The sequence below is a fragment of the Paenibacillus sp. Z3-2 genome (assembly GCF_054161325.1).
Genome location: NZ_CP096397.1, coordinates 6082854 through 6105457, shown reverse-complemented (window position 1 = coordinate 6105457; position 22604 = coordinate 6082854). Strand labels below are relative to the sequence as shown.

At 50.2% G+C, this 22604-nt stretch carries 13 protein-coding genes; 11 read left to right on the top strand and 2 right to left on the bottom strand.

All coding sequences use genetic code 11. The features are described 5' to 3' along the window. The first annotated feature begins 5 nt into the window (after window positions 1-5). The 4 genes from M1D71_RS27210 (at window position 6) to M1D71_RS27195 (ending at window position 6112) form a co-directional block, all read left to right on the top strand. A complete protein-coding gene (locus M1D71_RS27210; protein WP_458124404.1) occupies window positions 6-386 on the top strand; it encodes a phasin family protein in 381 nt (126 codons plus the stop codon). Further along, window positions 387-2057: an ABC1 kinase family protein gene (locus M1D71_RS27205; protein WP_458124403.1), complete on the top strand. Its 1671-nt coding sequence runs from the start codon at window positions 387-389 to the stop codon at window positions 2055-2057. Window positions 2058-2573: 516 nt separating this feature from the next. Beyond that, on the top strand, window positions 2574-4025 hold the full coding sequence (locus M1D71_RS27200; protein WP_458124402.1) for a SulP family inorganic anion transporter: 1452 nt from the start codon (window positions 2574-2576) through the stop codon (window positions 4023-4025). A gap of 440 nt (window positions 4026-4465) precedes the next feature. Beyond that, window positions 4466-6112: a DEAD/DEAH box helicase gene (locus M1D71_RS27195; RefSeq protein ID WP_458124401.1), complete on the top strand. Its 1647-nt coding sequence runs from the start codon at window positions 4466-4468 to the stop codon at window positions 6110-6112. Window positions 6113-6498: 386 nt separating this feature from the next. Here the strand turns inward: M1D71_RS27195 and M1D71_RS27190 are convergent, their stop codons facing one another. Both M1D71_RS27190 and M1D71_RS27185 read right to left on the bottom strand, forming a co-directional pair. Beyond that, a complete protein-coding gene (locus M1D71_RS27190; protein WP_458124400.1) occupies window positions 6499-7431 on the bottom strand; it encodes a hypothetical protein in 933 nt (310 codons plus the stop codon). A 2-nt stretch (window positions 7432-7433) separates the two neighbouring features. Then, window positions 7434-7577, bottom strand: a complete 144-nt coding sequence (locus M1D71_RS27185; protein WP_307415805.1) for a hypothetical protein — start codon at window positions 7575-7577, stop codon at window positions 7434-7436. A gap of 262 nt (window positions 7578-7839) precedes the next feature. On the opposite strand from M1D71_RS27185, the gene M1D71_RS27180 reads away from it, so the two are divergent. From M1D71_RS27180 to M1D71_RS27150, 7 genes are all read left to right on the top strand, one after another. Further along, window positions 7840-9633, top strand: a complete 1794-nt coding sequence (locus tag M1D71_RS27180; protein WP_458124399.1) for a vWA domain-containing protein — start codon at window positions 7840-7842, stop codon at window positions 9631-9633. A gap of 225 nt (window positions 9634-9858) precedes the next feature. Beyond that, on the top strand, window positions 9859-13248 hold the full coding sequence (locus M1D71_RS27175; protein WP_458124398.1) for a tubulin-like doman-containing protein: 3390 nt from the start codon (window positions 9859-9861) through the stop codon (window positions 13246-13248). Window position 13249: 1 nt separating this feature from the next. Then, on the top strand, window positions 13250-15700 hold the full coding sequence (locus M1D71_RS27170) for a transcription initiation factor TFIID (RefSeq protein ID WP_458124397.1): 2451 nt from the start codon (window positions 13250-13252) through the stop codon (window positions 15698-15700). Window positions 15701-15785: 85 nt separating this feature from the next. Beyond that, window positions 15786-17069 carry a vWA domain-containing protein gene (locus M1D71_RS27165; protein ID WP_458124396.1) on the top strand — a complete coding sequence of 428 codons (1284 nt, stop codon included), beginning with the start codon at window positions 15786-15788 and terminating at the stop codon, window positions 17067-17069. 19 nt (window positions 17070-17088) lie between these two features. Then, entirely contained in the window at window positions 17089-17736 is a 648-nt protein-coding gene (locus M1D71_RS27160) for a beta-mannanase (RefSeq protein WP_458124395.1), read from the top strand. Window positions 17737-17791: 55 nt separating this feature from the next. Beyond that, entirely contained in the window at window positions 17792-19051 is a 1260-nt protein-coding gene (locus tag M1D71_RS27155) for a TRAFAC clade GTPase domain-containing protein (RefSeq protein ID WP_024632789.1), read from the top strand. Then, a complete protein-coding gene (locus tag M1D71_RS27150) occupies window positions 19048-22173 on the top strand; it encodes a GAP1-N2 domain-containing protein (protein WP_458124394.1) in 3126 nt (1041 codons plus the stop codon). Before M1D71_RS27155 ends, M1D71_RS27150 begins: the two co-directional genes overlap by 4 nt. Window positions 22174-22604: the final 431 nt, after the last annotated feature.

Below are 22604 nucleotides of genomic sequence, written 5' to 3'. Positions count from 1 at the left end.
CAAAAATGAGCGATTTGTTCAAAAAGGCGATCTCGTTAGGGCTTGGACTTACTGTCGTAAGCAAAGAAAAAATTGAGAAAACCGTGGATGATTTGGTCAAGCGCGGGGAACTTGCGCCCGGTGAATCCAAAGCTTTGGTTGAACGTCTGCTGGAACGGGGCGATGAAGAGCAGGGTCAGTTCAAGAGAATGATTCAGGAACAGGTCAAGCGAGTGCTTCAGGAAGCTGGTGTGGCATCCGAAAGTGATGTAACCAGTCTGGAACAGCGCGTTGCTGTCCTGGAGAAAAAACTTGCCGAACTGGGCCAATCAACACAGCTCCAACCTGATGAATCCCCGGCTCCACTTGAAGTTCCTCCTCCTCTCAAAGGAAACGAGATCGAGTAGATGGCAGTGCGAATCAAACATGTCGGCAGATACCGTGAAATTGCCATGGCGCTAGTGCGTCATGGCTTCGGTTATATGGTCGAGGAGCTGGGTTTGTTCCAGCTGCTGGCTCTGCCCAGACGGTGGATGTCGCGTGAAGCACACACCACCAAAACGCTGAGTGAACGCATCAGGCTTGTGCTGCAGGAGCTGGGGCCAGCTTTCGTCAAGCTGGGGCAACTCGCAAGTACAAGGACAGATCTATTGCCTGAGTCTGTCATTCGTGAACTGGTGAAGTTGCAGGATCAGGTCCCGCCGTTCTCTTCCGAGACGGCACGGGGTATTTTGGAACAGGAATTGGATACACCGCTGAAGGAGATCTTTTCCCGGTTCGAGGATACCCCTGTAGCTGCGGCCAGCATTGGACAGGTGCATCTGGGCAAACTTCAAAGTGGTGAATCGGTAGCCATCAAGATTCAGCGGCCGGGTATCTCGCGTATTGTGCAGCGTGACCTGGATATCTTGCGTGAACTGACAGCTATGGCAGAGAAGCGCTGGGACTGGGTGAAGCAATATCAGATTCCGCAAATGGTAGAAGAATACGCTCAGGCATTAATGGCCGAGCTGGATTATACGATCGAAGGCCGGAATACGGAAAAGATTGCACAGCAGCACCAACAGGACAACAAGGTCAAAATCCCGGCCATCTACTGGGATCAGACTTCGTCACGTGTGCTCACTATGGAGTATATCGAAGGCATTAAACTCAATGATCGTGAAGAACTGGTGAGACGTGGTCATGATCTGAATAACATTGCTGAGCGGTTGGTGGATTCATTATTGAATCAGATCTTTATTCAGGGATTCTTTCACGCTGACCCACATCCGGGTAACCTGATGGTATTGAAGGATGGTCGTCTTGCCTTTATAGACTTCGGCATGGTGGGCAGTCTGAGTGATGAGATGAAGCAACAGCTCGCTTCGCTTATTATTGGGTTAATGCGCAAAGATACGGACAGTATGATCCGGGCGATTGAGAAATTGGGCATGATGCCAGATGACATGGACCTGCGTGGGCTTCATGTGGATTTGGACAAGTTGCGTACCAAATATTACGATATTCCCTTTTCCAGGATCAGCGTGGGTCAGGCGCTGAATGATTTGTTCGGCGTAGCCCAGAGGCATCGGGTGGTGATGCCTGCCGATATTCTGCTGCTCGGTAAATCGTTGCTGACAATGGAAGGTGTGATCGAACATCTCGATCCTTCCCTAAGTATCGTAGATATGGCCGAGCCCTTTGGCCGGAAGTTGATCAAGGAACGTTTTAGCGCCGGAAGAATCAAGAATCGGTTGTTTCGCAGTGCGGCTGATATGGCCGAGAGTGTCATTGGTCTGCCAGGGCAGTTAAGACAGTTATCATCCATTATTAGTAAAGGCAAGCTGAGGCTGGAGATCAGTGTCCCTGAACTGGATGCACTCATGCGCAGAATGGACCAGATTAGTAATCGGCTGTCCTTCAGTATCGTATTACTCGCCTTCTGTATCATCATGGTGGGCTTGATTATCGGTTCGTCGATCAGTAACCAATCCACGATGCTGTGGGATATTCCGGTCATCGAGATTGGTTTCCTGGTGGCGATTCTGATGGTGGCTTTCCTGCTCTATTCGATATTCAAATCGGGTAGATTCTAGCATCAGCATGACATCACAAGAATACCCGTAAAGAGACTTTCTCCAAAGGATCTTAGCGGGTTATTTTTTGTGAATAGAGCATTGATGAGTAAATTATAGAAATATTAAGATAATAGGAGAAAAGGTTCTATTTTTTCGCCTTAACTGTATTAGTACATATTCGGTCCTGTGACTATAATAATAGGTCAGTACATTAACGGACCCGGTTTTTCTGAGAGGGGAAAACCTATTGGCATCAGGATCAGCTCCTGATGTCGCACGAGTAAGACAACTGAAGACAGTAATGGAACATCAGCGGTGCACACTGGAACGGAAAAGACGTAATTGCTCATGAACCCGCCAAGGTTATACAGATGGTTAATGATGCAATTCAGGCAAGAGCATAGGTGAATAATACGGAGAGGGATCCGTTGTTTTGTGCTGCCTGGGTAGTTGGTTAGTGGTGAACGGCTTCCGTTACTCTTCAGTAAGATTGTCCATTATGAGGAAAACACGTAGGAGGAACGGCAAAGACATATGAATACGTTAAAACAACAATGGTTTGGCAACATTCGCGGAGACGTGCTGGCAGGCATTACGGTAGCGCTGGCGTTAATTCCGGAAGCCATTGCGTTCTCGATCATTGCGGGTGTCGATCCGATGGTCGGATTATACGCTTCGATTACGATTGCGATTGTGATCTCGATTGCTGGTGGAAGACCAGGCATGATCTCGGCGGCAACAGGTGCCATGGCGGTACTGATGGTTGGACTCGTCAAGGATTACGGGGTGGAATATCTTTTTGCAGCAACGATATTGACGGGAATTATTCAGTTTATTTTGGGTATTTGCAAGGTGGGGCGATTCATTACGTTTGTGCCTCATTCGGTACTGACCGGATTCGTGAACGCACTGGCTATACTAATCTTTATGGCGCAGTTAACCCATTTCACGGGAGCGAATTGGATCATGTATGCGATGGTGGCAGGTACCCTGGCGATCGTCTATATTTTGCCAAGGTTTTTCAAAGCCGCACCGGCTCCGCTGATTGCCATTATCGTAATGACGATCATTACGGCGATGTTAAATCTGGATGTGAAGACTGTCGGCGATATGGGGAACCTGACCAGTACATTGCCAATGTTCCACTTGCCTAATATTGCATGGACTTGGGACACGCTAATGATTTTGCTGCCCTATTCATTCACTCTGGCACTCGTCGGTTTGCTGGAATCTCTGCTGACCGCTACCATCGTGGATGAGATGACCGAGACCAAGAGCAGCAAGAACCGTGAAGTACGTGGTCAGGGGATTGCCAACTTCATTAACGGTTTGTTCGGTGGTATGGCGGGCTGTGCCATGATTGGGCAATCGGTGATTAATGTGAAGTCTGGCGGACGTGGAAGATTATCCACGTTTACCGCAGGTGCGTTTCTCGCGATCCTGTTGTTGCTGCTCAGCGGAGTGGTGAAACAGGTACCGATGGGTGCGCTCGTCGGTGTAATGTTTATGGTGTGTATCGGAACATTCGACTGGAGTTCCATCAAAAATATTGCCCGTGTACCGCGGGCGGAAGCCTTTGTCATGATCGTGACGGTGGCAATTGTGGTCTATACCCACGATCTGTCGATCGGGGTCATGGTCGGCGTTGTGCTCAGTGTGCTGCATTTTGGCTGGAAACAGACCAAGATTCGCGTACAGGCGAGCCAGGAACAAGGGCAGAAAGTATATCGGGTTCACGGACCGTTCTTCTTCGGTTCTTCGTCCCGCTTTGTGGATGAGTTCGATGCGGAAGCTGATCCGAAGGAAATTACGATTGATTTCGGTGGTTCACATATCTGGGACAATACTGCGGTTGTGGCTATTGGCAAAGTGAAGTTCAAATACGCGAAGCTGGGTAAAACCGTGCACCTGCGTGGGTTGAACGAGGAAAGCTCTCGTATTCTTGAACGAAGCGGATTGGCCACAGCCGGAGGGCACGGTTCGTAACTTGGTTGTAACGTAGTAAACAACGAATAAATAACATAAAAAGATAACTTTTAATCAGTGGCGCACTTTTTCCGGAAATCGGGGAGAGGGCGTCGCTGTTTTTTTATTAGAGCCTGAGGCATGCTAGGTCATATCCACATCATCAGCAACCTGAAGGCATTAGAATCTCTTACTACCCGACTTAAAGTCACTTGGTCGATACAAGTTACGCTGATCTTGGAATTTTGTGCTACAAGTTAGGGTGTAACGCTGTATCCCCTTTTGTTTTGCTTGACTAACGTGTAAACTACAGGGTATGGAGAAGAAGAGCAACGAGTGGATTGCTTTTTAAAAAATTCATTTCATAATCATGATTGATATAAGGAAAGCTAGTCTTGATTGCAGATACTGAAGTCTTTATGAAATGGACTCATCTAAATGAATATACAGAGGTGTAACGATTGGCAAACTTTGAACAACTGGGCATTCGCCCGGAATGGTGCGAGATCCTGAAACATCAGGGCATCACCGTGCCGACTCCGGTACAGGAGCGTTCGATTCCGGTACTGTTGGGTGGACGCGATATTATCGCCGAGGCACAGACAGGCACGGGGAAAACGCTGGCATTTTTGCTGCCGATTATTCAGAAAATTAACGTATCCGACCGTTCGCCGCAAGCGCTGATTATCGCGCCTACGCGTGAGCTTGCGCTGCAAATTACGGAAGAAGCGAAGAAGCTCACGGCTAACGACGATAAACTGCATGTGCTTGCCGTATACGGCGGGCAGGATGTGGACAAGCAACTGCGTAAATTGCAGAACGGCACTCAGATCGTTATTGGTACACCAGGACGTCTCCTGGATCACCTGCGCCGTGGCACGTTGAAGCTTGATAATGTGAAAAAACTGGTGCTGGATGAAGCCGACCAAATGCTTCACATGGGCTTCCTGGACGATGTGGAGACGATTCTTAGCGAGCTTCCACATAAACGTCAGACCATGCTGTTCTCAGCAACGATGCCTAAGGGCATTCGCAACCTGGCGAAGACCTACATGAAAGATCCGGAAGATGTGAAGGTATCTTCCCAATCTGTTATCCCGATCAAACAGATTCGCCAGCAGGTGCTGGAATGTACGGATCGCGGTAAGCTTGAAGCGCTTCGCGGCATGATTGATACGTATCGCCCATACTTGGCGATCATTTTCTGTCGGACCAAGCGTCGTGCATCCAAACTGAACGAAGATCTGCGTGAAGCAGGTTATGCCAGTGATGAACTTCATGGAGATCTGTCCCAATCCAAGCGTGAGAACGTAATGAAAGCGTTCCGCGATGCCAAACTGCAAGTCCTGGTTGCTACAGATGTAGCTGCACGTGGACTTGATGTAGAAGGCGTCACGCATGTATTTAACTACGATATGCCGCATGATGCGGAAAGTTATATCCACCGAATCGGTCGTACGGGCCGCGCAGGCGGTACGGGTCTTGCAGTAACGTTTGCAACAGAGCACGACAGACCAGAGCTTGCACGAATTGAACAAGGTATCGACCAGAAGCTTTCACGCATCCAGTGGACGAGTGAAGGTCCAATTGCTTCGACTGGAGCAGCTAGACGTTCCATCAACAGTCAAGGGGATGACGAACGTTCAGGCGGACGCTCTTCCGGGACAGGTAGTGCCCGTTGCGGTGCAGGCCGTAACGACCGCAGAGATGGCGGACGTGGTGGCCGTGGTTCCCGCGGCGGCGAAGGTGGCCGCAGTGAAGGCGGACGCAGTGGTGGTCGTAGCGGTAGCCGCAGTGGCGACGAACGCAGTGCAGGCCGTGGTTCCGCGCGCACCAGCGACAGCAGTCGCGGTGCAGCAGGCCAAGGTGGACGCAGTGCAGGTCGCAGTGGCGACGAGCGCAGCGCAGGTCGTGGTTCCGCGCGCAGTAGCGACAGCAGTCGCGGTGCAGCGGGCCAAGGCGGACGCGGTACAGGTAGCAGCGGCTGGGCTGGCCGTAGCGCCGACAAGCGCAGCTCCGGGCGCAGCAGTGAAGGCTCTCGCCGTCCGGAATCCGCAGGACGCGGGCCGGCGAAGGGTGACCGTCGCGATTCTCGTCGCGGACGGTAAAGCACTCGGTGCAAGCGGCGATGCAGCCGCAATTGCACCGCATCATGCCATGCCACAGAGATTGGCACGGCGGATAGCATGAGAGGGTTCCGGTACAGATGTACCGAACCCTCAGATCAAGGGTCGCGACGGAAGCACGTCGCGCCCTTTTTTCACCAGAATTGAATATGGTTACTGCTTATTGCTCATTGCTCTGCCACAAACTTCAAAACACCTCATCCTAGACCTAAGGATGGGGTGTTTTCTGATCAATTCTTATATCATTAGAATCATAACATTCGATACCTGTTGCCGATGTGCATGCAGGGGTGGTTGAAATTCCATTCGTCTATATACACGGAGTGAGTTTGCACTAAACTACGTTTTTCATTCCCAATAGATCATTGCTACACGTGAACGTCTGCGTACTGATCCCGATATTTCTCGTTATACACCCGGCCCACTGACTCTGCCAGTCCCCCTCGTGCCTTGCTTGGATAGCGTTCAATCGTGTAATACAGCCGCATGAACCGATCCTTGGGCATAAAGCGGGCGTAGCGGGTAATAAGACTAGGGAATAACTCAATATATTTGCTCTTGCGGACGGCAGCAGCAGCTACAGCTGTGAGAATCTGAATTCCGTTGTGGAGCTGTAAAATGTTCACTTCATAGGTAGCGATATAACGAATCGCATCTTCACGAATTAATTCCGGCTTAAGTCGTGCAATCTCACCGATATATTCAGCCAGTAGCCGCTCGAAGCTGCGTAGCAGCAAGGGCTTGAGCTGCAGATCCATATCACTACGCAGGACAAAGGATTGTAACAATGCAACCTGTTGCAGTCGAACTCGGTCGTTGTAGACAAGTGAGCCGATCTCGCGGAGCATCTCATAGGCGAGTGCTTCATCCTGCTTTCGGGCTTCGGCGACCAGAGCCCAGTTGCGGTTGATACCCTGTCGGATGATTTCCTCATCCTGTTGCAATGTGCGCTTCAACTCGCGCTGCTGTTCTACCTCGAACGAACGGCTCTGCATGAAGATCAGTAATGCCAGAAGCAGCAGGGAAACGCTGGCTGCCGCCATGGTCTGATCTATGGTCTCACCGAAATAGGTCGCAGCTGCACCGAATAATATCGTAATGAACAAGTCGCGTGCAATTCGGCGTTTCACACGGGAAGTCGCCTTCGCCTGAACGGAATTCAGGGTACCCCGGCCACAGGCCGTGCACTCCTCTTCCCACAGGCAGGTATACTGTCCACAACGGGTGCAGACTTGCAACTTTTCATAGGCATAGGTCGTTCGTTGGAATGGTCTTATGGATACAACTAGTTTAGTACTCATGCTCAATCACGCTCACCATTCAGAATAGTGTAGAGGGTGCGATCCGTGTCTTCGCGGGAGACCGGTTTCCGCCGATGAAGCTGGAGTGCAATTACCTTTATCATGACAAAAAGAAACAATATGGCGAGGCATCCGTATGTAACCATAATCCGTTCCCTTCTATGGCTTGGTAAACAAGCGCTGTTATATTGCAGTTTGCTGGCAATAACTATATCATATTTCCATAGTTGGTACTTTTGTGCCAGTTACAGGCGTGAAATCGTCGATTTTTGTCAGTCATTACAAAACTGTAACTCAAGATAGGGGTGCTTTTCAGAATTTATTAGTAGACTGTTAAGATTTCCTTAAGGCTTGACGCCTATAATAAACTATTCCCATTTTAATCTCAAACGTGAAGGAGTACACCCAATGCTGCGGACACGCAAAATACGCTGGCTCAGCGGAACGATGGTTCTGCTGGCAATTCTAACGCTACTGCTACCTCAGGCGTTGCTGCCACAAGCTGCAGCTGCTCAGGCACAGACGAGCGGAATCGATGCGGTACTTGTAGCCGATGTAAGTAACTCGATGAATACAAGTGACCGTGACAAGATCAGTAATGAAGCCATGAAAATGTTTATTGATATGCTGCCAGTCCAAGGGGACAAGGTAGGGATTGTTGCTTATACCGATCAGGTGGAGCGAGAAAAGGCTATGCTGGAGATTCAGTCCGATACGGACAAGAGCAGCCTGAAGGATTTTATTGATCAGCTCGGCCGAGGCCCATATACCGATGTCTCCGTTGGTGTCGCTGAAGCCGTAAACATACTGAGTCATGGTGCAGACCCATCCCATTCGCCGATGATCGTGCTGCTGGCTGATGGCAACAATGACTTTAACAAAACCAAAGGCCGTACACAGGCACAATCCGACGCTGATCTGGCGAAAGCCGTGAAGGAAGCACAGGATCAGGGTATTCCGGTGTATACGATTGGACTGAACGCGGATGGCAAGCTGAACAAGGATGCACTCGCAGATCTGGCACAACAGACCGGAGGCAAGTCATTCATTACCGATACGCCGGATGATCTGCCACAGATTCTGAGTGAGATCTTCGCCGATCATGCCAAACTGAATGTTGTTAAGCTGCCCTCTGTAACGGGAAACGGCAGTTATCAGGAAGTTACCGTGAACGTACCGAACGACAGTGTATTGGAAGCAAATATTTCGATCATGTCCTCGAAGCCGGTGGAAGTGCAATTGACGGATCCATCCGGACAAGCCGTGGATCTGAACTCGGATGCAGCCAAGCTCTCGACTTCGAAGAGTTATTCGCTCGTGAAGCTGTTGAAACCCCAAGAAGGAGACTGGAAACTTCGGGTAAAAGGGGCTCCGAAAGACAGCATCGATATCAACTTGTTGTTCAACTATGATCTTCAGCTTGTTGTGGACCCAATTAAGACCAAGTCCTATACCAAAGGGGACAAGGTTGATCTAGCCGCCAAACTGGAGAATGGCGGTCAGCCGCTTCAGGATAATGACCTGTATACGGATATGAAGGCCACGCTGGTTGTGAAAGATGTGGATACAGGCAAAAGCGAAGAACAACCGCTGGAAAACACAGGTTCTGGTTTCACCGGGACGTTTGAAGTACCGGACAACCATAACTATGAATTAGTCATTCGTGCAGAAGAAGACAGCTTCTACCGTGAAAGTGCGCCCATCACGATCAACGCGAGCGGAGCAGCCGGAAGCGGAACTCAACCGACAACATCAGGCGGTGAACAGGATAAGCCGTTTCCTTGGTTACCTGTCATCCTGGGTTTTATAGCCCTGATAGTGGTAGGTGTTGGAGCCTGGTTCCTGATGGGCTGGCTGAAACGCAAAAACCGGGGATTTGTAGGTCAGATGGTTGTGGAGATTCGTGATGAGAACACGGGAGACAAGTCCTACCCACAATATAAAAAGCTGGTATCCTTCCGGGGCAGGTTCCATCTGCATCAGTTGTTGCAACTGGACCCTGAGCTGAAGGAAACCGAAAAATATGTATTTACGCCCAGCAATGGGGATCGAATTATAATCCGTAACACCGCAGGCGGTACGCTGGAGAAATCCGGTCGTGCAGTCGATGCAAGCTCAGGCGTTGAACTGAAGAACGGTGACCGACTGAGCATCCCGCTGCAACAGGCGGACAAAACGATATTGATCGAGTACCTGGTCTAAAAATGTATGCCAATAGAAGGTGGTACTAACCGTTTACACGAGAACGCAGAGGACAGAAAAAAGCTGGAGAAGCGAAGCGTTCGCCTTTATCCCCAGATTTTCACCTTTGAAAAAGAGAATCAAAAAATCTGGGAATAACAGCGATCGGAAGGTTGTTCTGTCATCGGAGTGGTAAGTGTAATTATGTTGTATTTCCGACTGCGTTAACTAAAGGGAGGACATGGAATGAAACCGATTGTTAGAGAACATATTCAGCAACTGGATGTATCACTTGGCGGAGGTATTGTCAGTGAGAAAATCAGAGTCGATACGATTGATAACCCCATTCTGATTATCGGTCTGGGAGGAACGGGAATTGATGCGCTGCTGCGCCTCAAATATCAGATTAACCGTCGTTTCAAGCTACCACAGGACCCCGTATCCAAGAAGAAAATGGACAAGCCGGACAATGTGGAGTTTCTGGCTTTTGAGACGAACGAACAGGATCGTGCCAAAAAGTATAAAGGGATCGGACTCGATCCGATCAATGAATTCGTGCTGCTGTCTAATGCCGAGATTGGCGGACTTCTTCAGAACCGTAGCGTGCTGGAGCCATATATTACAGACTGGCTGTCTCCGGAACTGAGCATCACGGATGGCATGAACGGCGCAGCAGGGGTGCGTCAGGCTGGGCGTCTGCTCCTGTTCACGAAGATTAATCAGGTCGTGCAGGCCATCGACAAAAAGATCAAAACCTTATCTGTAGGCACCAACAAAAAACTGATGGTGTTCCTGCTGACAGGTCTGTCCGGCGGTACAGGTAGCGGCTGCTTCCTCGATATTTCTTATATCGTACGCGGCATTATCGAACGTGATCACGGCTCTGCGGGGATTGATCGCGTGAATACGCTGGGCTACCTGTTCACGCCAGACGTGAACCTGTCCAACAAAAGCTTGAGCGAACACACTCGCGAATACATTCGCAAGAACGGATATGCTGCACTCAAAGAGCTGGATTACTGGATGAACGTGGATAGCCGCGGTGAGCGGTTTACACAGAAGTACGGCAATATTTTAACCGTCAACTCACCACTGCCGCCATTTAACCTGTGTCATCTGATCTCTGCGACGAATACCGAAGGCAAATTGCTGGAGAACGCCTACGATTACTGCATGAACGTCACGGCCGAGAACATTACCAACTTCATGGCAAGTGAGGAGAAGCAGTCTGGTGAGGAGTTCGCAATCCATGACTATATCAGCAACATTCGCACCAACATTGCACAGATGAACAAGGTGTACCCAGCCAACTATGATTACAACATCATCGGTGCTTCTTCGGCTGTACTGCCAATCGAAGAGATGACCACATATCTGGCTTATCGGATGTTCGACAAAATGAACACCATGTTCTCCAAAGCACCGAACCAGGAGGATACCGAGAAGTTTGCCCGCAAGCTGGGCATTGATCTCGAAAGTGTGGTCAAATCCTTTGAAGCCCGTGTGCCTGAGCCGTTGCCCGGTTATCAGAACAGCGAACGTCTATCCTATGGCAACGTGGTGAAATCACAGGTTGTGAATATGGACACCGAACTGGAGCAGAACTTCCTGGCTCGTGCTCGTGAAGAATATATCAAGGCGAAGAAACAACTGCCTGGTGAGATTGCGGGCCAGTTCACCGAACAGATCCGGCGTATGTTTTTGCATCCCGAACAAGGTCCGTTCTATGTCTCTCGTCTAATTTATACGGAAAAAGGCTTCTGTGTACTGAAGATGATTCAGTCCTACATCGAAACCCTGCGTGAGAATGCCTTCCGCATTCCGCGTGATATTGAAGCAGCTCAGGAGCAATCCGAGGAGAAGCTGGGCGATGCGAAGAGTGCTTTTGTCTCCAAAGAGAAGAAAAAGAATGCTTATATTGAAGCAAAAATTCATGAGTACTGGCTGCACGCCGACGTGGAACGCAATGATCAGATGATCGAGTTCTATGAAGATCTGTATGAGTTGCTGAACCAGGAAAACAGCCGCATTTATAACGTATTTACCGAAACGCTGAACGCGCTTAGCTCGATATTCGCCAAGAATGGTGATCTGCTGACACGCGGCGAAGAACAAGCTGATCACAAAGGCAACAAGACATATTACTGGAACGTGGTAAGTGTACCGGATATCGTCAGTGTGGTGGATGGACTGTTGGATAAGCGCGATACGGATGATCTGATCCGTGACTTCTCCCGTGAATTGCTGGAAAACTCCAGCCAGTGGGTGAAAGAGAACGAGATTGATATCGTCAGCTCCATCTCCGACTTCCTAAGTGAGAAATTCGGTGATCTGATTACCCGTTCCATGGAAGATTTCCTGGTGATCAAATATGGTCAGGATGAGTCGGTCGAGAAATTCGTGGAACGTTTCATTGCGGGCAAGTTGGATGATGAGGCCGTTCCAGTGTTCAATCTGAGCAACAGTACAGGCAGTCTGCATTTCCCTTCATGGGGATTTGTATCGGTACCGGCACAGGCACCAGGCATTCTGAAAGGGATTCGCAATTATCAGAACAATGCGGTAGGCAAATCTCATTTTACTGTTAAGGAAAGTGAAGTGCGTAACCGGATATTCTGGCTGAACACCCGCAACGGGGTACCGCTCTTTGTGTATACACCGCTCAAGGTATATGAGGAAAGCTATGAACGTACCATTTTGGACAAAGAAGGCATTGGTCGACACTTGGTACAAACGGAGAAAAACAACTGGACCTATCTACCGTCTCCGATTCCGGAAAAATCATGGGGAGATGTGTACGAGAACGCCCGCGTGAAGCAGTATAACGCTCGTGTGCGTAACGAATTCGAGGAGGCGCTTGGATACAACATTGTGACAGCCAAATCCATTGATGAGAATACAAGTAACCGATATGCGATTGTGACGACAGAAGCGTTTGATTTGTCTGCCAAACTGGGAGCCTACGACATGCGTCTCACGTCCACCACGCCGAACCTCGGCGAAGTGAAGCGGGCGGTGATCGAGCTGAAGCGTCTGCAATCCGAAGGGTTGCCGCGCGTAGGAGTTAAGGATATTTTCGGCAGTATTAATGAAGATATGGCTAAAGAAAACCTGGTACGCTCCCCACAGCTGATCGCGCGCGTACGTGAGGAACTGGCGAAGATGAATGCCATCTCGGCCAAAGTCGCCGAACTCGAAGGCATTCTTGCCCAGTACCAGGACGAAGAGCAGTGGTATGATCGCTTCATCGAAGCGCTATATACCGACACCATCGTCAAAAAAGGTGCGCTCTACGTCTATGACCGTGATCCGGAAGAAGACGCATGGGAGCCATTCGCGAACCTGATGAAGAGCCGTAACTTTGCCGAGTATGAAGTGTTTGGCAACTTCCGCGGCCTGGCGGAAAAAGACCGCAGTACACTGCTGCGTAAAGCCTCCCGTCGGGATAATGATCTGACGGCTTCAGAAGATATCACCCCATTGCTGACGAAGCTGGATGATCTGGCTGCGCTGTTCATGGAATCACGTGATCGTCTGGAGTATGAACGGGTAGAACTGGCTAACGGAGAAGACATCTATCAGTTCTACAGAACGATGTCGTCGAAGCTGAACGACATTCGCAGAAGGCTGAAGTAAGATGGCGGCCGGGATGGAGTTGGGCTCGAACAATACCCTGAAGCGTGATCTGGAGAAGTACGCGGTACAGTACGCAACAGAGCAGGAGCGCCAAGGCAGCCTGGGTGATGGACGCAGCAGCATCCATTACCCGGCCTTGTTTCTGTTCGTGGGTGATCAAGTTGCACCTGCCGTGTCTGCCGTGAGGGAGATTAACCGGTTAAAATGGGATAATGGAGACGGTGTGGTCTACGTTCAGATTGGGACAGAAGATCAGGAAGCAGGTCCGAGTGAAACGTGGAATGATAGCTCATCTGGTGACGACGGACAGGTAACTCTGCACCGCTTGCCACTGTCCACTGGGCAGAAGGAGCGACCGTCCAAAACACGGCGTAAGGATGTGCACCGCAGTTTCCATGAATCGGATCAGGCGCTCTACGATCTGAATCGTACGCTTCGGCGGGTCAGTAACCGAATTGCCGAATACGGACGGTTATACTCGTCATTTGATCGGATTTACGTTACGGTGGTAACCAGAGCGGATGATCCGCTGAATGTATTGTTGCCAGAGCTCACCAAGCTGACGGAGACCATTTTGTCCCAAGCCTTCAAGTCGGTGCAGACGGATCTGCATGTATTGGTCAGTGAGATGGAACAGGTGGATTCCTTCGGGTATGCCAGCGCAGCAGGTCTTGCATTTCTGCGTGAACTGGATTATATGCAATCCTTGGATTACACGTTCAGCGGTAAACTGCTGGTGACGGAGGATGGGATCTCCATTCCGGTTACACATCCCGCGTCACCTTTATTCGATCTCGTCTATATATTGTCGGACAAAAATGAGCGTGGAACTGGCGTCCCCGGTGGTTGGATCGAGAATGCAGAGATTATCTGCCGAATCTGCTTGCTGAAGAACCGGAAGCAGGATACGGATCACTCGGGTACCGTTTCAAGCACAGGAGCGAACACGTACAACAATACATCCTTTAAAAATAATATTCGTACCACCTCTGATCAGCACGGTTATGCCAGCGCGGGTTTTGCCGAGATCAGGCGGCCCAACAAACCGATTGCGCTGACGGTGTTATACCACCTGTATCGGTATCTGCTCGCACGCATGCGGCAGGATCCGGATTGGAGCATTAAGGACAAGCTCGCTTTCTTCGGACTCGATGCGGCCTCGGTGGAAAGCAAAGTCGAAGGTCTGTTGCCCGATGAAGATCTGGTTAGTGGCATGAGTGGCATCATGACGCATAACGTCGGTTTCTCTGAGCTGAAGCCGCTCTCCCTACGTGAAGCGGAGAGAGCGTTGTTCGGACAAGGAGCCGAGTCATACTTCCGCGACAACGTAGTCCGACTCGTGGAGGAACGTGTGCGCGAGCGCAGCTCTAGCGGTTCCCTGCGCCGTCAGGCTGAACAGTCCCGAGTGCAGCATCCTGAGGTTGGCTACTTCCAATGGGCGGCCTGGAGTGGCAGTGAGCCTGGTAGTGTACGTGAGGCACTGCTCGGACTGATTCGGGATAAATCGATGCAGCTTGAATCCGCACGTGCTCTGCTGGAGCAACGTCAGCAAGAGCGTGTGGAAGATCAGTCGTTCAAACGAGCGTTGTTCCGTGATAAGCAGAATGTACGCAATCTGATTGACTGCATGTTGGAGCGGGTGTATGTACCGAAGGTGGAATTACTGCGACTGGAAAATGAATTACATCTGCTGCGTATCTACGATACGGAGATGGAAGAGCTTCACCATTTCAGTCGCCATGTCACAGCAGAACTCGAAGCGCTGGAACGCACACTGCGAGAGACAGCTGCCCAAAGTATCGCTGCTGCGGATGAATACATCGGTCAGAACGTGATAGAGTACTACGGCAAAGTGACGGAAGAGCTAATCACCGATCTGGAAACCAAGCGCGGACGGGATGTATGGTTTGAGGACCGTTACATGGGAGACATGAACTGGCTCGCAACGGAAGGCGATGACCGTTTACTGAAACGTCTTATGGAGGTATGTCACTCGTTGCTACTTACGGCCGAGCCGCTGCAATTGCCATTTGAAGAAGAGCTGTTGCAACGGGCCAATGTAACGATTGCTTACGGAGACAAAGACGTATTAACCCGGGATGATCTGTTCCGCAGGTTGTATCACACGCTGGAGGATCAGGCCGTCGTTCGGGTGCGGGTCTTCGACTATACACAGGAACATCGGTATGAAGAAAAATATTTCTTTGGTGACCACCATAGTGCTTTCATGGACTACGCGGCGCATGCCGAAGAGACGTCACGCATCTACAAGCTGGGTGTGGTGTACGAAGAACGCAGCAGTGGTGTGGAGAAGCTGAATCTGATGGGAGGTTTCCATCTGGAGGATCTCATGGTGTATCGGAACGGAAAGGTATATTATGACTCCTATACGGAGAATGGCTATGAACTTCACCCCGCAGGTCTGGTGGAGAAGTTGTCGCCCATGCGTTAAGACGCCGAGGGTGTCATGACACTCTGCTACAATCTTGTATTAACTCAGCCTGCTTAGGGCTGGTATGGAAAGGATGCATGCAGACATGCAGCGAAAAATCAATGTTCTCCTGGTCCTATTCAGCCTGATTGGCGGGGCAGTGGGCTTTGCGGCAGGAGAAATCATGCTGCGTCAATGGCTTGGAGAGATGCCGCGTCTGTTGCTGATGGGATTATACTTCGGCGTACTGGCGCTGAGCGTTGGATTGTTCTGTTTGATCGCAGAGATGATCTCACCCAAGCTGAATGGTGCTTCATGGAAGCTCCGGTATCTGGGACTGTCGTGGAAATTGCTTGTTCCGGCAACACTGGCTCTGTTGTTTGTTGCTGGACTCGCCCTGCAATTGTTGTACCAGATCAATCCGGGCGGTGTGAAGCAAGTGAAAGACATCGTATTGATGATTGACAACTCGGGCAGCATGAGCGAGACAGATCCGGATAACGGACGCTTTGAAGCAGCCAAGACTCTGATCAGCCAAATGGAGAGCGATAAACAGGTAGCTGTCATTACATTTGATGACCAACCGCAGTTGTTGCAGCCGTTTATTGCGCTGGATAGTGAAGTGGCCAAGAATGAGGTTTATGGCAAAATCGATGGCATTGTCACGACTTCGGGCGGCACCAATTTTGATGCCGTGCTGCGGGAAGGCATGGAACAGATTCAGGGCAAACTGGACCCGAAACGCGGTACCGTCGTCATCTTGTTATCCGATGGCTTCAGTGAAGCGGATACGGCCGATATTTTGTCCCAATATAACAACGAACAGATTGCCATTAATACAGTCGGCCTCAGTCTGGTGGACCCATCAGGAACGGATTTGCTGCGTAATATTGCCCAGCAGACGGGTGGCATGTACTATGATGTACCGGATTCTGGTGGTCTGAATCTGGCATTCCAGCAGATCTACGATACGATTGATGAACGGACGCTGGTAACGGAGCGTACAGGCATGATGGAACAGAGCGTTTATCTGGCGATTTTCCGTGTAGCAGTAGTGTTACTAATTGGCGTGGCGCTGGGTGTGTCACTCGGACTCGTGTTTGATAACCGTCATCTCGCGCTCAGCTTCGGCATTGGTGGTGCTGTGTCGGGTCTACTGGCAGGGCTTCTGCTGGAATGGGGCCTGGACGGTTCGAACGTGGGTGATACATTCGTACGACTCGGTGCGATGCTCATCCTGTCTGGCGTACTGACCCTCTTCTCCTGGATTGTTCCGATCAAGGAGAACACGCCGCGGAAGAGCAGGGGTCGTCGTGAAGCTGGTGGCGGAACATCTTCAGCAGAAGGGTTTGGTCAGAGAGCAAGAGATACACGCAGCAAAGGATTCTAACGTCGGGAGGTCAATGGAAATGCGGTTTACGGATGCAGACCCTTCGACACCCTTGATTCGAAAACTGACACTTGTGGTGGACGAAGGACGTTGTACACTTCGCTGGCTCTGGCCGGAGGGGGTAGAAGCTGTATATGTCGAGCGGCTGGAGCTGGATATGATGAGCGATAATCGTACCGGTGAAGAGCCCGCACAGGGCAAGCTGAAGCTGTACACGAGAGAGGAATATAAGGCGAGCAATGGTTACACGGATCGGATCACGGGTTTTGGTGCCATCAAGTACACGGTGTATGTGTGTCAGATGCAGGAAGACGGGCCCGTGCTGATCCGTCAACGAGATGAGGATAATATGGTCATTGCAAGCGCAGGGAAGGCGGATATCCGCTTTTCCATTCGCTACAAGAGCGGTTTTTTTCAGAAACGAAAAAGTGTATTGATCACTGTAACAGCGGAAGTACCTGTTCCAAAGGAAGCACTCTGTTATGTTCGCAAACAGGGCGGGGTTCCGCTGAATAAGGAAGATGGTACGGTGTATCCTTTTGTGAGTGATTTTGCTCCCGGAAGAAATGAGATGCCGCCCGTTGAAGTTGCCAAGGATGATTATGTGAGATTATTCTTCACGGACGGACCGAAATATGGAGCCGCCTATAGGCTTATATCAGACTAGATAGTTAGGCTAAGTGCACATCTTTAGTCTGACTGATCAGGGGAGGGGAGTGGCTATGAGCTTTTTTAGTCGGTTTTTGAAGAGACAACAGCCGGAGGAACGTCCGCTGTTTTACGATATTGTATGCCCTTATTGTTTCAGCAAATTTTCACCAGAAGAGGTGGTGTTCCGCGCCGCCCATCACCGCGATGATGATGAGGACTACGCACTCGGGGAAGATGCGAAGTTGAATCGGTACCGTGAAAGGTTCGGACTCGATACGGTATTTGATATGGAGGCTGTATTGGCTCCACATGATGTACCGGAGGAACATCGCATTTATTCAGATAACATCGTGATGGGCCTGAACGATCGGTATGGTGTCGTTACGCGCCGCCGGTTGTGTCCGCAGTGTCATAACGAGCTTCCTGTTACGGCGGGTAAAGCACCGAGCAATATCATATCCATCATTGGTGCATCCCAGGTGGGGAAATCCGTCTACATGACTTCATTAATTCATACATTGCAGCATTATACGGCAGATCATTTTGACGCGGCTTGCATGCCATTGAATGCGGAGATCAGCCGCCGGTTCCGTGCGGATTATGAAGAACCGTTGTTCGAACGAGGCGATCTGCTGGATTCCACGCAGAAGGAGAAGTTACAGGAGCCGTTTATCTTCCAGTTTGTGTTCAAGGACGAAGATAAAGCGCCGCTGACCCTGGTGTTCTTTGACGTCGCAGGTGAAGGTATGGTGGAGCAGGATTACCTCGGACTTCATGGGCAGCACATCAAGAACTCAGCAGGTATCCTGTTCATGGTGGACCCGCTTCAGATTCGTTCGATTCGGGACAAAATCCGCATTAATCTCGGCAATGAGCCGGGAGAGTGGACACCACGATACGATGAGCCACGTGACGTGGTACTGACGATGTTCGGAGATTTTATCGCGTATCAGGACAAAGCCAAGACCAATATTCCAACGGCCGTTGTGCTTACGAAAAGCGACATGCTGCATTCCCTCAAGGATGAAGAAGGGGATTATATCAAATCCAACAGCAATGTCTTCCGCAACATGGTGCACCGCGATTGGTTCGACCTAACCGAGTTCGAGAATATCGACGGGGAGATCCGGCGTTTTATCGAGAAGGTGGATCGTCCGTTCAAAGGCACGATGGATGTGTACTTCAAGGATACAGCCTATTTCGCAGTATCTGCGCTGGGCAGCAATCCGGTGGATATGAAGTTGCAGGGAGTAGTCAGCCCGATCCGCGTGGATGAACCCTTCCTGTGGCTCCTGTACAAGCTGAAGTACATTGAGGGGAGAGTGGGATGATGCGTTCTTCCGTAACCCCGCCCATTGAACAACAGTTGTATACCCGAGAGCGGCGCGGGGTGTTTCGCACAACAGAGGGATTCGATACGGTTGCGGCATCGCCGGGACTGGACCCTTCTTTTATCAAAAAAGTGCTTCACCCCTACTGTGTCTATGACGCTCCAGCGGAGCTGACGGGCCGTAGCGAGAAGGAAGAGACGAAGTTTCCGGCGTCCATTCACCTGCTTCATCTGGAGAGTGGAGAGACGATCCTTGGGCAAAATGTGTACCAAGCTGCGGATTTCACCGGGCTGCGCAGTGCCTTTTTCGCTCATAATTACGTCTTGTCTCCCGAACGCTCGGAAGAGCAGATGAAGCAAGGTGGCTGGCTGGATGCCGTGTTCGCCACGTCCTATGACATCGAACAAGGCACAGTACTGCCTGCGCTTGCTGAATTGCCCATATCGTCGGGAAGTGGTCCTGATTCGTCGCCAAGTCAGATCCTGAGTGCGTTGAAAATGAACGAAGTGCTGTTCAAGCGCTTGCTCTACGCGGTGATGCAATCCGTAGCGACACGCAGAAAAGTATATATTGCACTTGATCTTCCCGCAGAGGAAGTGACCGCCGGAGCGAAGGGATTGCTACGTTTGCTGTACACGGCGTTACCCTATGCATTCCGCCGTCAGCTTGGTTTCATGACGTTTGCGAAGGAGCCACAGGCCAAGAAAGGAATTCATATCCAATTTGTAGAGCGGGGTACACTGCGTCCAAAAGACCGGAATACGGAGAAGGATTTCACTTTTGATCTGGTATCCGGCAGAGTTACGCATGCAGATGCATCTGTGGCGAAACTGCCTTATGCCGAATTCGCCTGGTACTTGTTGCAGGAACCTGCTGCTGCGGATGCGTTCTATACGTTTGCCGATGAGATGCTGTCTGGTATGGAGCCTGGACGGGAACTATCCATTGAAGCATATGGGGAACTATCGTTATTCTATGGTCTTGAACAAGGCATGGAAGACCTGTATCTGGATAACAAAAGCCATGTCCTGAGTGGTTTGCTAACCTATCTGAAGCCGGAAGGTGGGCCCCAGCAACGTTCACGTCTGAACGAGTTGTTCCTGACCCTGCTTAGCAGGGAACTGGACAGTGTGAAGCGCGAGAATGTACCCGAAGAAGCCGTTGCTGCTCGCATTGGAGAATATTTCAGTGTTGCTGCGCCCGTGGTGCAATCCCGGATTGTGGACTATTTTATCTACGGTGTAAATAATGCCCGTGCCCAGAAGCGTATGCGCGCTGTGCAAGAATTGTATGCTGTGCTGGATCGGGATCCGCAGCTGAATCGGGCTTTCTTTGATAAAGTGCTGTCCAATGAATCGCTCACCAAGTTATTGTTCGAGCCTTATCTGGATAATCAGTTGAAACGCACGGAATCCGCAGCAAACGTCGTGGAAGTGATCCGAAGATGGGTTACAGCTCATCCGTCTGCGATTCACTACAACTACTTGCTGGAGCGGACAGCCAGTGAGCTGCGTGAACGATTATGTTCTGCGCCTAATCCGGTTCAGTCTGCTAATGAAGCCCTCCAGCGAGTTAGTGTGCTCGACCGGGTATCCGTGGAAGATACCTATGATAAAGGCATTACGGCACGAATAGGCCAATCTGAAGCTACAGTCCGCCCTAATCGAAAAGGGGGATCTCCGTCTGCCAGTCAAGATCCGGCATATCAGGAAGAGTTAACCCGCCTTGCAGACAAGCTGGCCTATGTCATTAACCTGTTTATGATTCAGGATCTGGATCTGGAACGGGTTAATCGTGAACAGCTGTTAAGCATTGATATTTTGCAGCATGGCGATGAGGTTCGGGACTGGGCGGCACGCCAAGGTTCCGATGTATCCGCTCGAACGAACATGATGCTGGCTGCAAGAGCATGGCTTAGTGGCGAGGGGAATGATGAAGAGCAATTGGAGACACTTTCCCTGGCGGAGCGCAATGAACTTCAGCGCTGGACACGTCGCTGGCTTGCCGGAGAGCTGCAGGCTCACCCTGGAGTAGCGGTCTATGAAGCTTTGCCAATGGCCTTTTATCGAGGAGGAAGCGGCAGCAACCGGTTGGATTATCCTGGCCTAATTGAATTTGTTCGTAGCCATGCAGATCGAACTCAAGGGTTGTATCCATTCTTCGAATGGTCAGGGAGTCAACGGATGTTTGTCCGGGGTTCCAATGCACATAAAGGATATGCGGATGCCCTTGTGGCCTATTTCAAGTCCCATGACCGTGAAGCTTTCAAGTCGAAGTCGGCTTTCAAATCATATTATTCGAGAGCAAACAAGGCGATGAAGCCGGCCTATGACCGTGCCAAGACCGAATTGTCCTCTCCGCTGGTGCGGATGCTAACGGGTAAAAGGAAGAATCTGTTCGGATTAATCCTCTTGATCCTGGTTCTGGGTATTGCTGGCGGTACATATGCATGGATGAATGATTCTGTGGAGCCGCCAGAGGCATCTCCTCCTACCACCCAGGAACCTGTCATTCCGGATGAACCTGAGGTACAGCTCGCGGAGCAGATTGCTTATATGGTTCCTGGGAGTGAACAGGAGGGTACGGAATCAGCTGCTCAATTGGTCATCCGTTTCAGGAATGACACGGGAAGTGATGAGTTTGAGCAAGGATCGCTCCAATTGATGATGAAAGATGGCAGCACGCAGGAATTAGATTCAACAGGCAAGTGGGAGAGCTTTAATCGGAATGAAGAACCGGATTCCCAAGATGCCTCCGATGGGGGTTCAGGAAGTGCTTCCGAAGGAAGTGCGGATGGGTCTTCAACGGGAAATGCGGGGAACACAGAGCAGACGGAGGATGGCGATCAGCAGGCAGATCCGTCAACGTCAGGTCATGCCACCTCAGATCCTGCTACCGATGCAACAACGGGTACAGATACGACATCGCCTGACACATCTGTATCCAATGAACAGGATGCGACGACTTCTTCACAGATGTCTATTGGAGAGGCAGATCGTCTCTATCCGTATGGATTGCAGATCGATCTGCCAGCTGATATGGATGCCGAGAGCATTGTCAGTGTGAAGAGTACGCAGGGCAGTATGACGGTGATCCAATTGATGCCGCAGCCGAAACTGTAAGTTACCAAATAATGAAAAATGATGACTTCATACCCTAGTGAACGAGAGTGTGTAGATGACCTTGAACTTTAGATTTCAAGGTCATCTTTTTTTATTTTATATTGCGGATGAATATATTGAACTAACATTTACACAAAAACGGAGAGGACAGAAATAACCTGAAGAAGTGAAACGTTCGCCTAAAAGCTTTCTAAAAGAAAGCTACATCGGAAGCATATGCTATCCCCGGATTTAACCCTTAAAAAAAGGATCAAAAAATCTGGGGATAACAGCGATCAGAAGGTTGTTCTGTCATCGGAGTAGTCAGTGTAACTATCCTTTAGTTCAATTTAGACAGCCATTGTATAAAAATAAATCAGTCATTCACAATTCAGACACAAAGTTTGTGATTCAAGAGTTCGAGAGATAGGCAGAAGTGGTGAAATGCGCGT

Coding starts and splice junctions, on each gene's coding strand:
- M1D71_RS27200 (WP_458124402.1), top strand. CDS start 2,574: ATGAATACGTTAAAACAACAATGGTTTGGCAACATTCGCGGAGACGTG.
- M1D71_RS27155 (WP_024632789.1), top strand. CDS start 17,792: ATGAGCTTTTTTAGTCGGTTTTTGAAGAGACAACAGCCGGAGGAACGT.
- M1D71_RS27175 (WP_458124398.1), top strand. CDS start 9,859: ATGAAACCGATTGTTAGAGAACATATTCAGCAACTGGATGTATCACTT.
- M1D71_RS27185 (WP_307415805.1), bottom strand. CDS start 7,577: ATGGTTACATACGGATGCCTCGCCATATTGTTTCTTTTTGTCATGATA.
- M1D71_RS27160 (WP_458124395.1), top strand. CDS start 17,089: ATGCGGTTTACGGATGCAGACCCTTCGACACCCTTGATTCGAAAACTG.
- M1D71_RS27150 (WP_458124394.1), top strand. CDS start 19,048: ATGATGCGTTCTTCCGTAACCCCGCCCATTGAACAACAGTTGTATACC.
- M1D71_RS27210 (WP_458124404.1), top strand. CDS start 6: ATGAGCGATTTGTTCAAAAAGGCGATCTCGTTAGGGCTTGGACTTACT.
- M1D71_RS27170 (WP_458124397.1), top strand. CDS start 13,250: ATGGCGGCCGGGATGGAGTTGGGCTCGAACAATACCCTGAAGCGTGAT.
- M1D71_RS27190 (WP_458124400.1), bottom strand. CDS start 7,431: ATGAGTACTAAACTAGTTGTATCCATAAGACCATTCCAACGAACGACC.
- M1D71_RS27165 (WP_458124396.1), top strand. CDS start 15,786: ATGCAGCGAAAAATCAATGTTCTCCTGGTCCTATTCAGCCTGATTGGC.
- M1D71_RS27180 (WP_458124399.1), top strand. CDS start 7,840: ATGCTGCGGACACGCAAAATACGCTGGCTCAGCGGAACGATGGTTCTG.
- M1D71_RS27205 (WP_458124403.1), top strand. CDS start 387: ATGGCAGTGCGAATCAAACATGTCGGCAGATACCGTGAAATTGCCATG.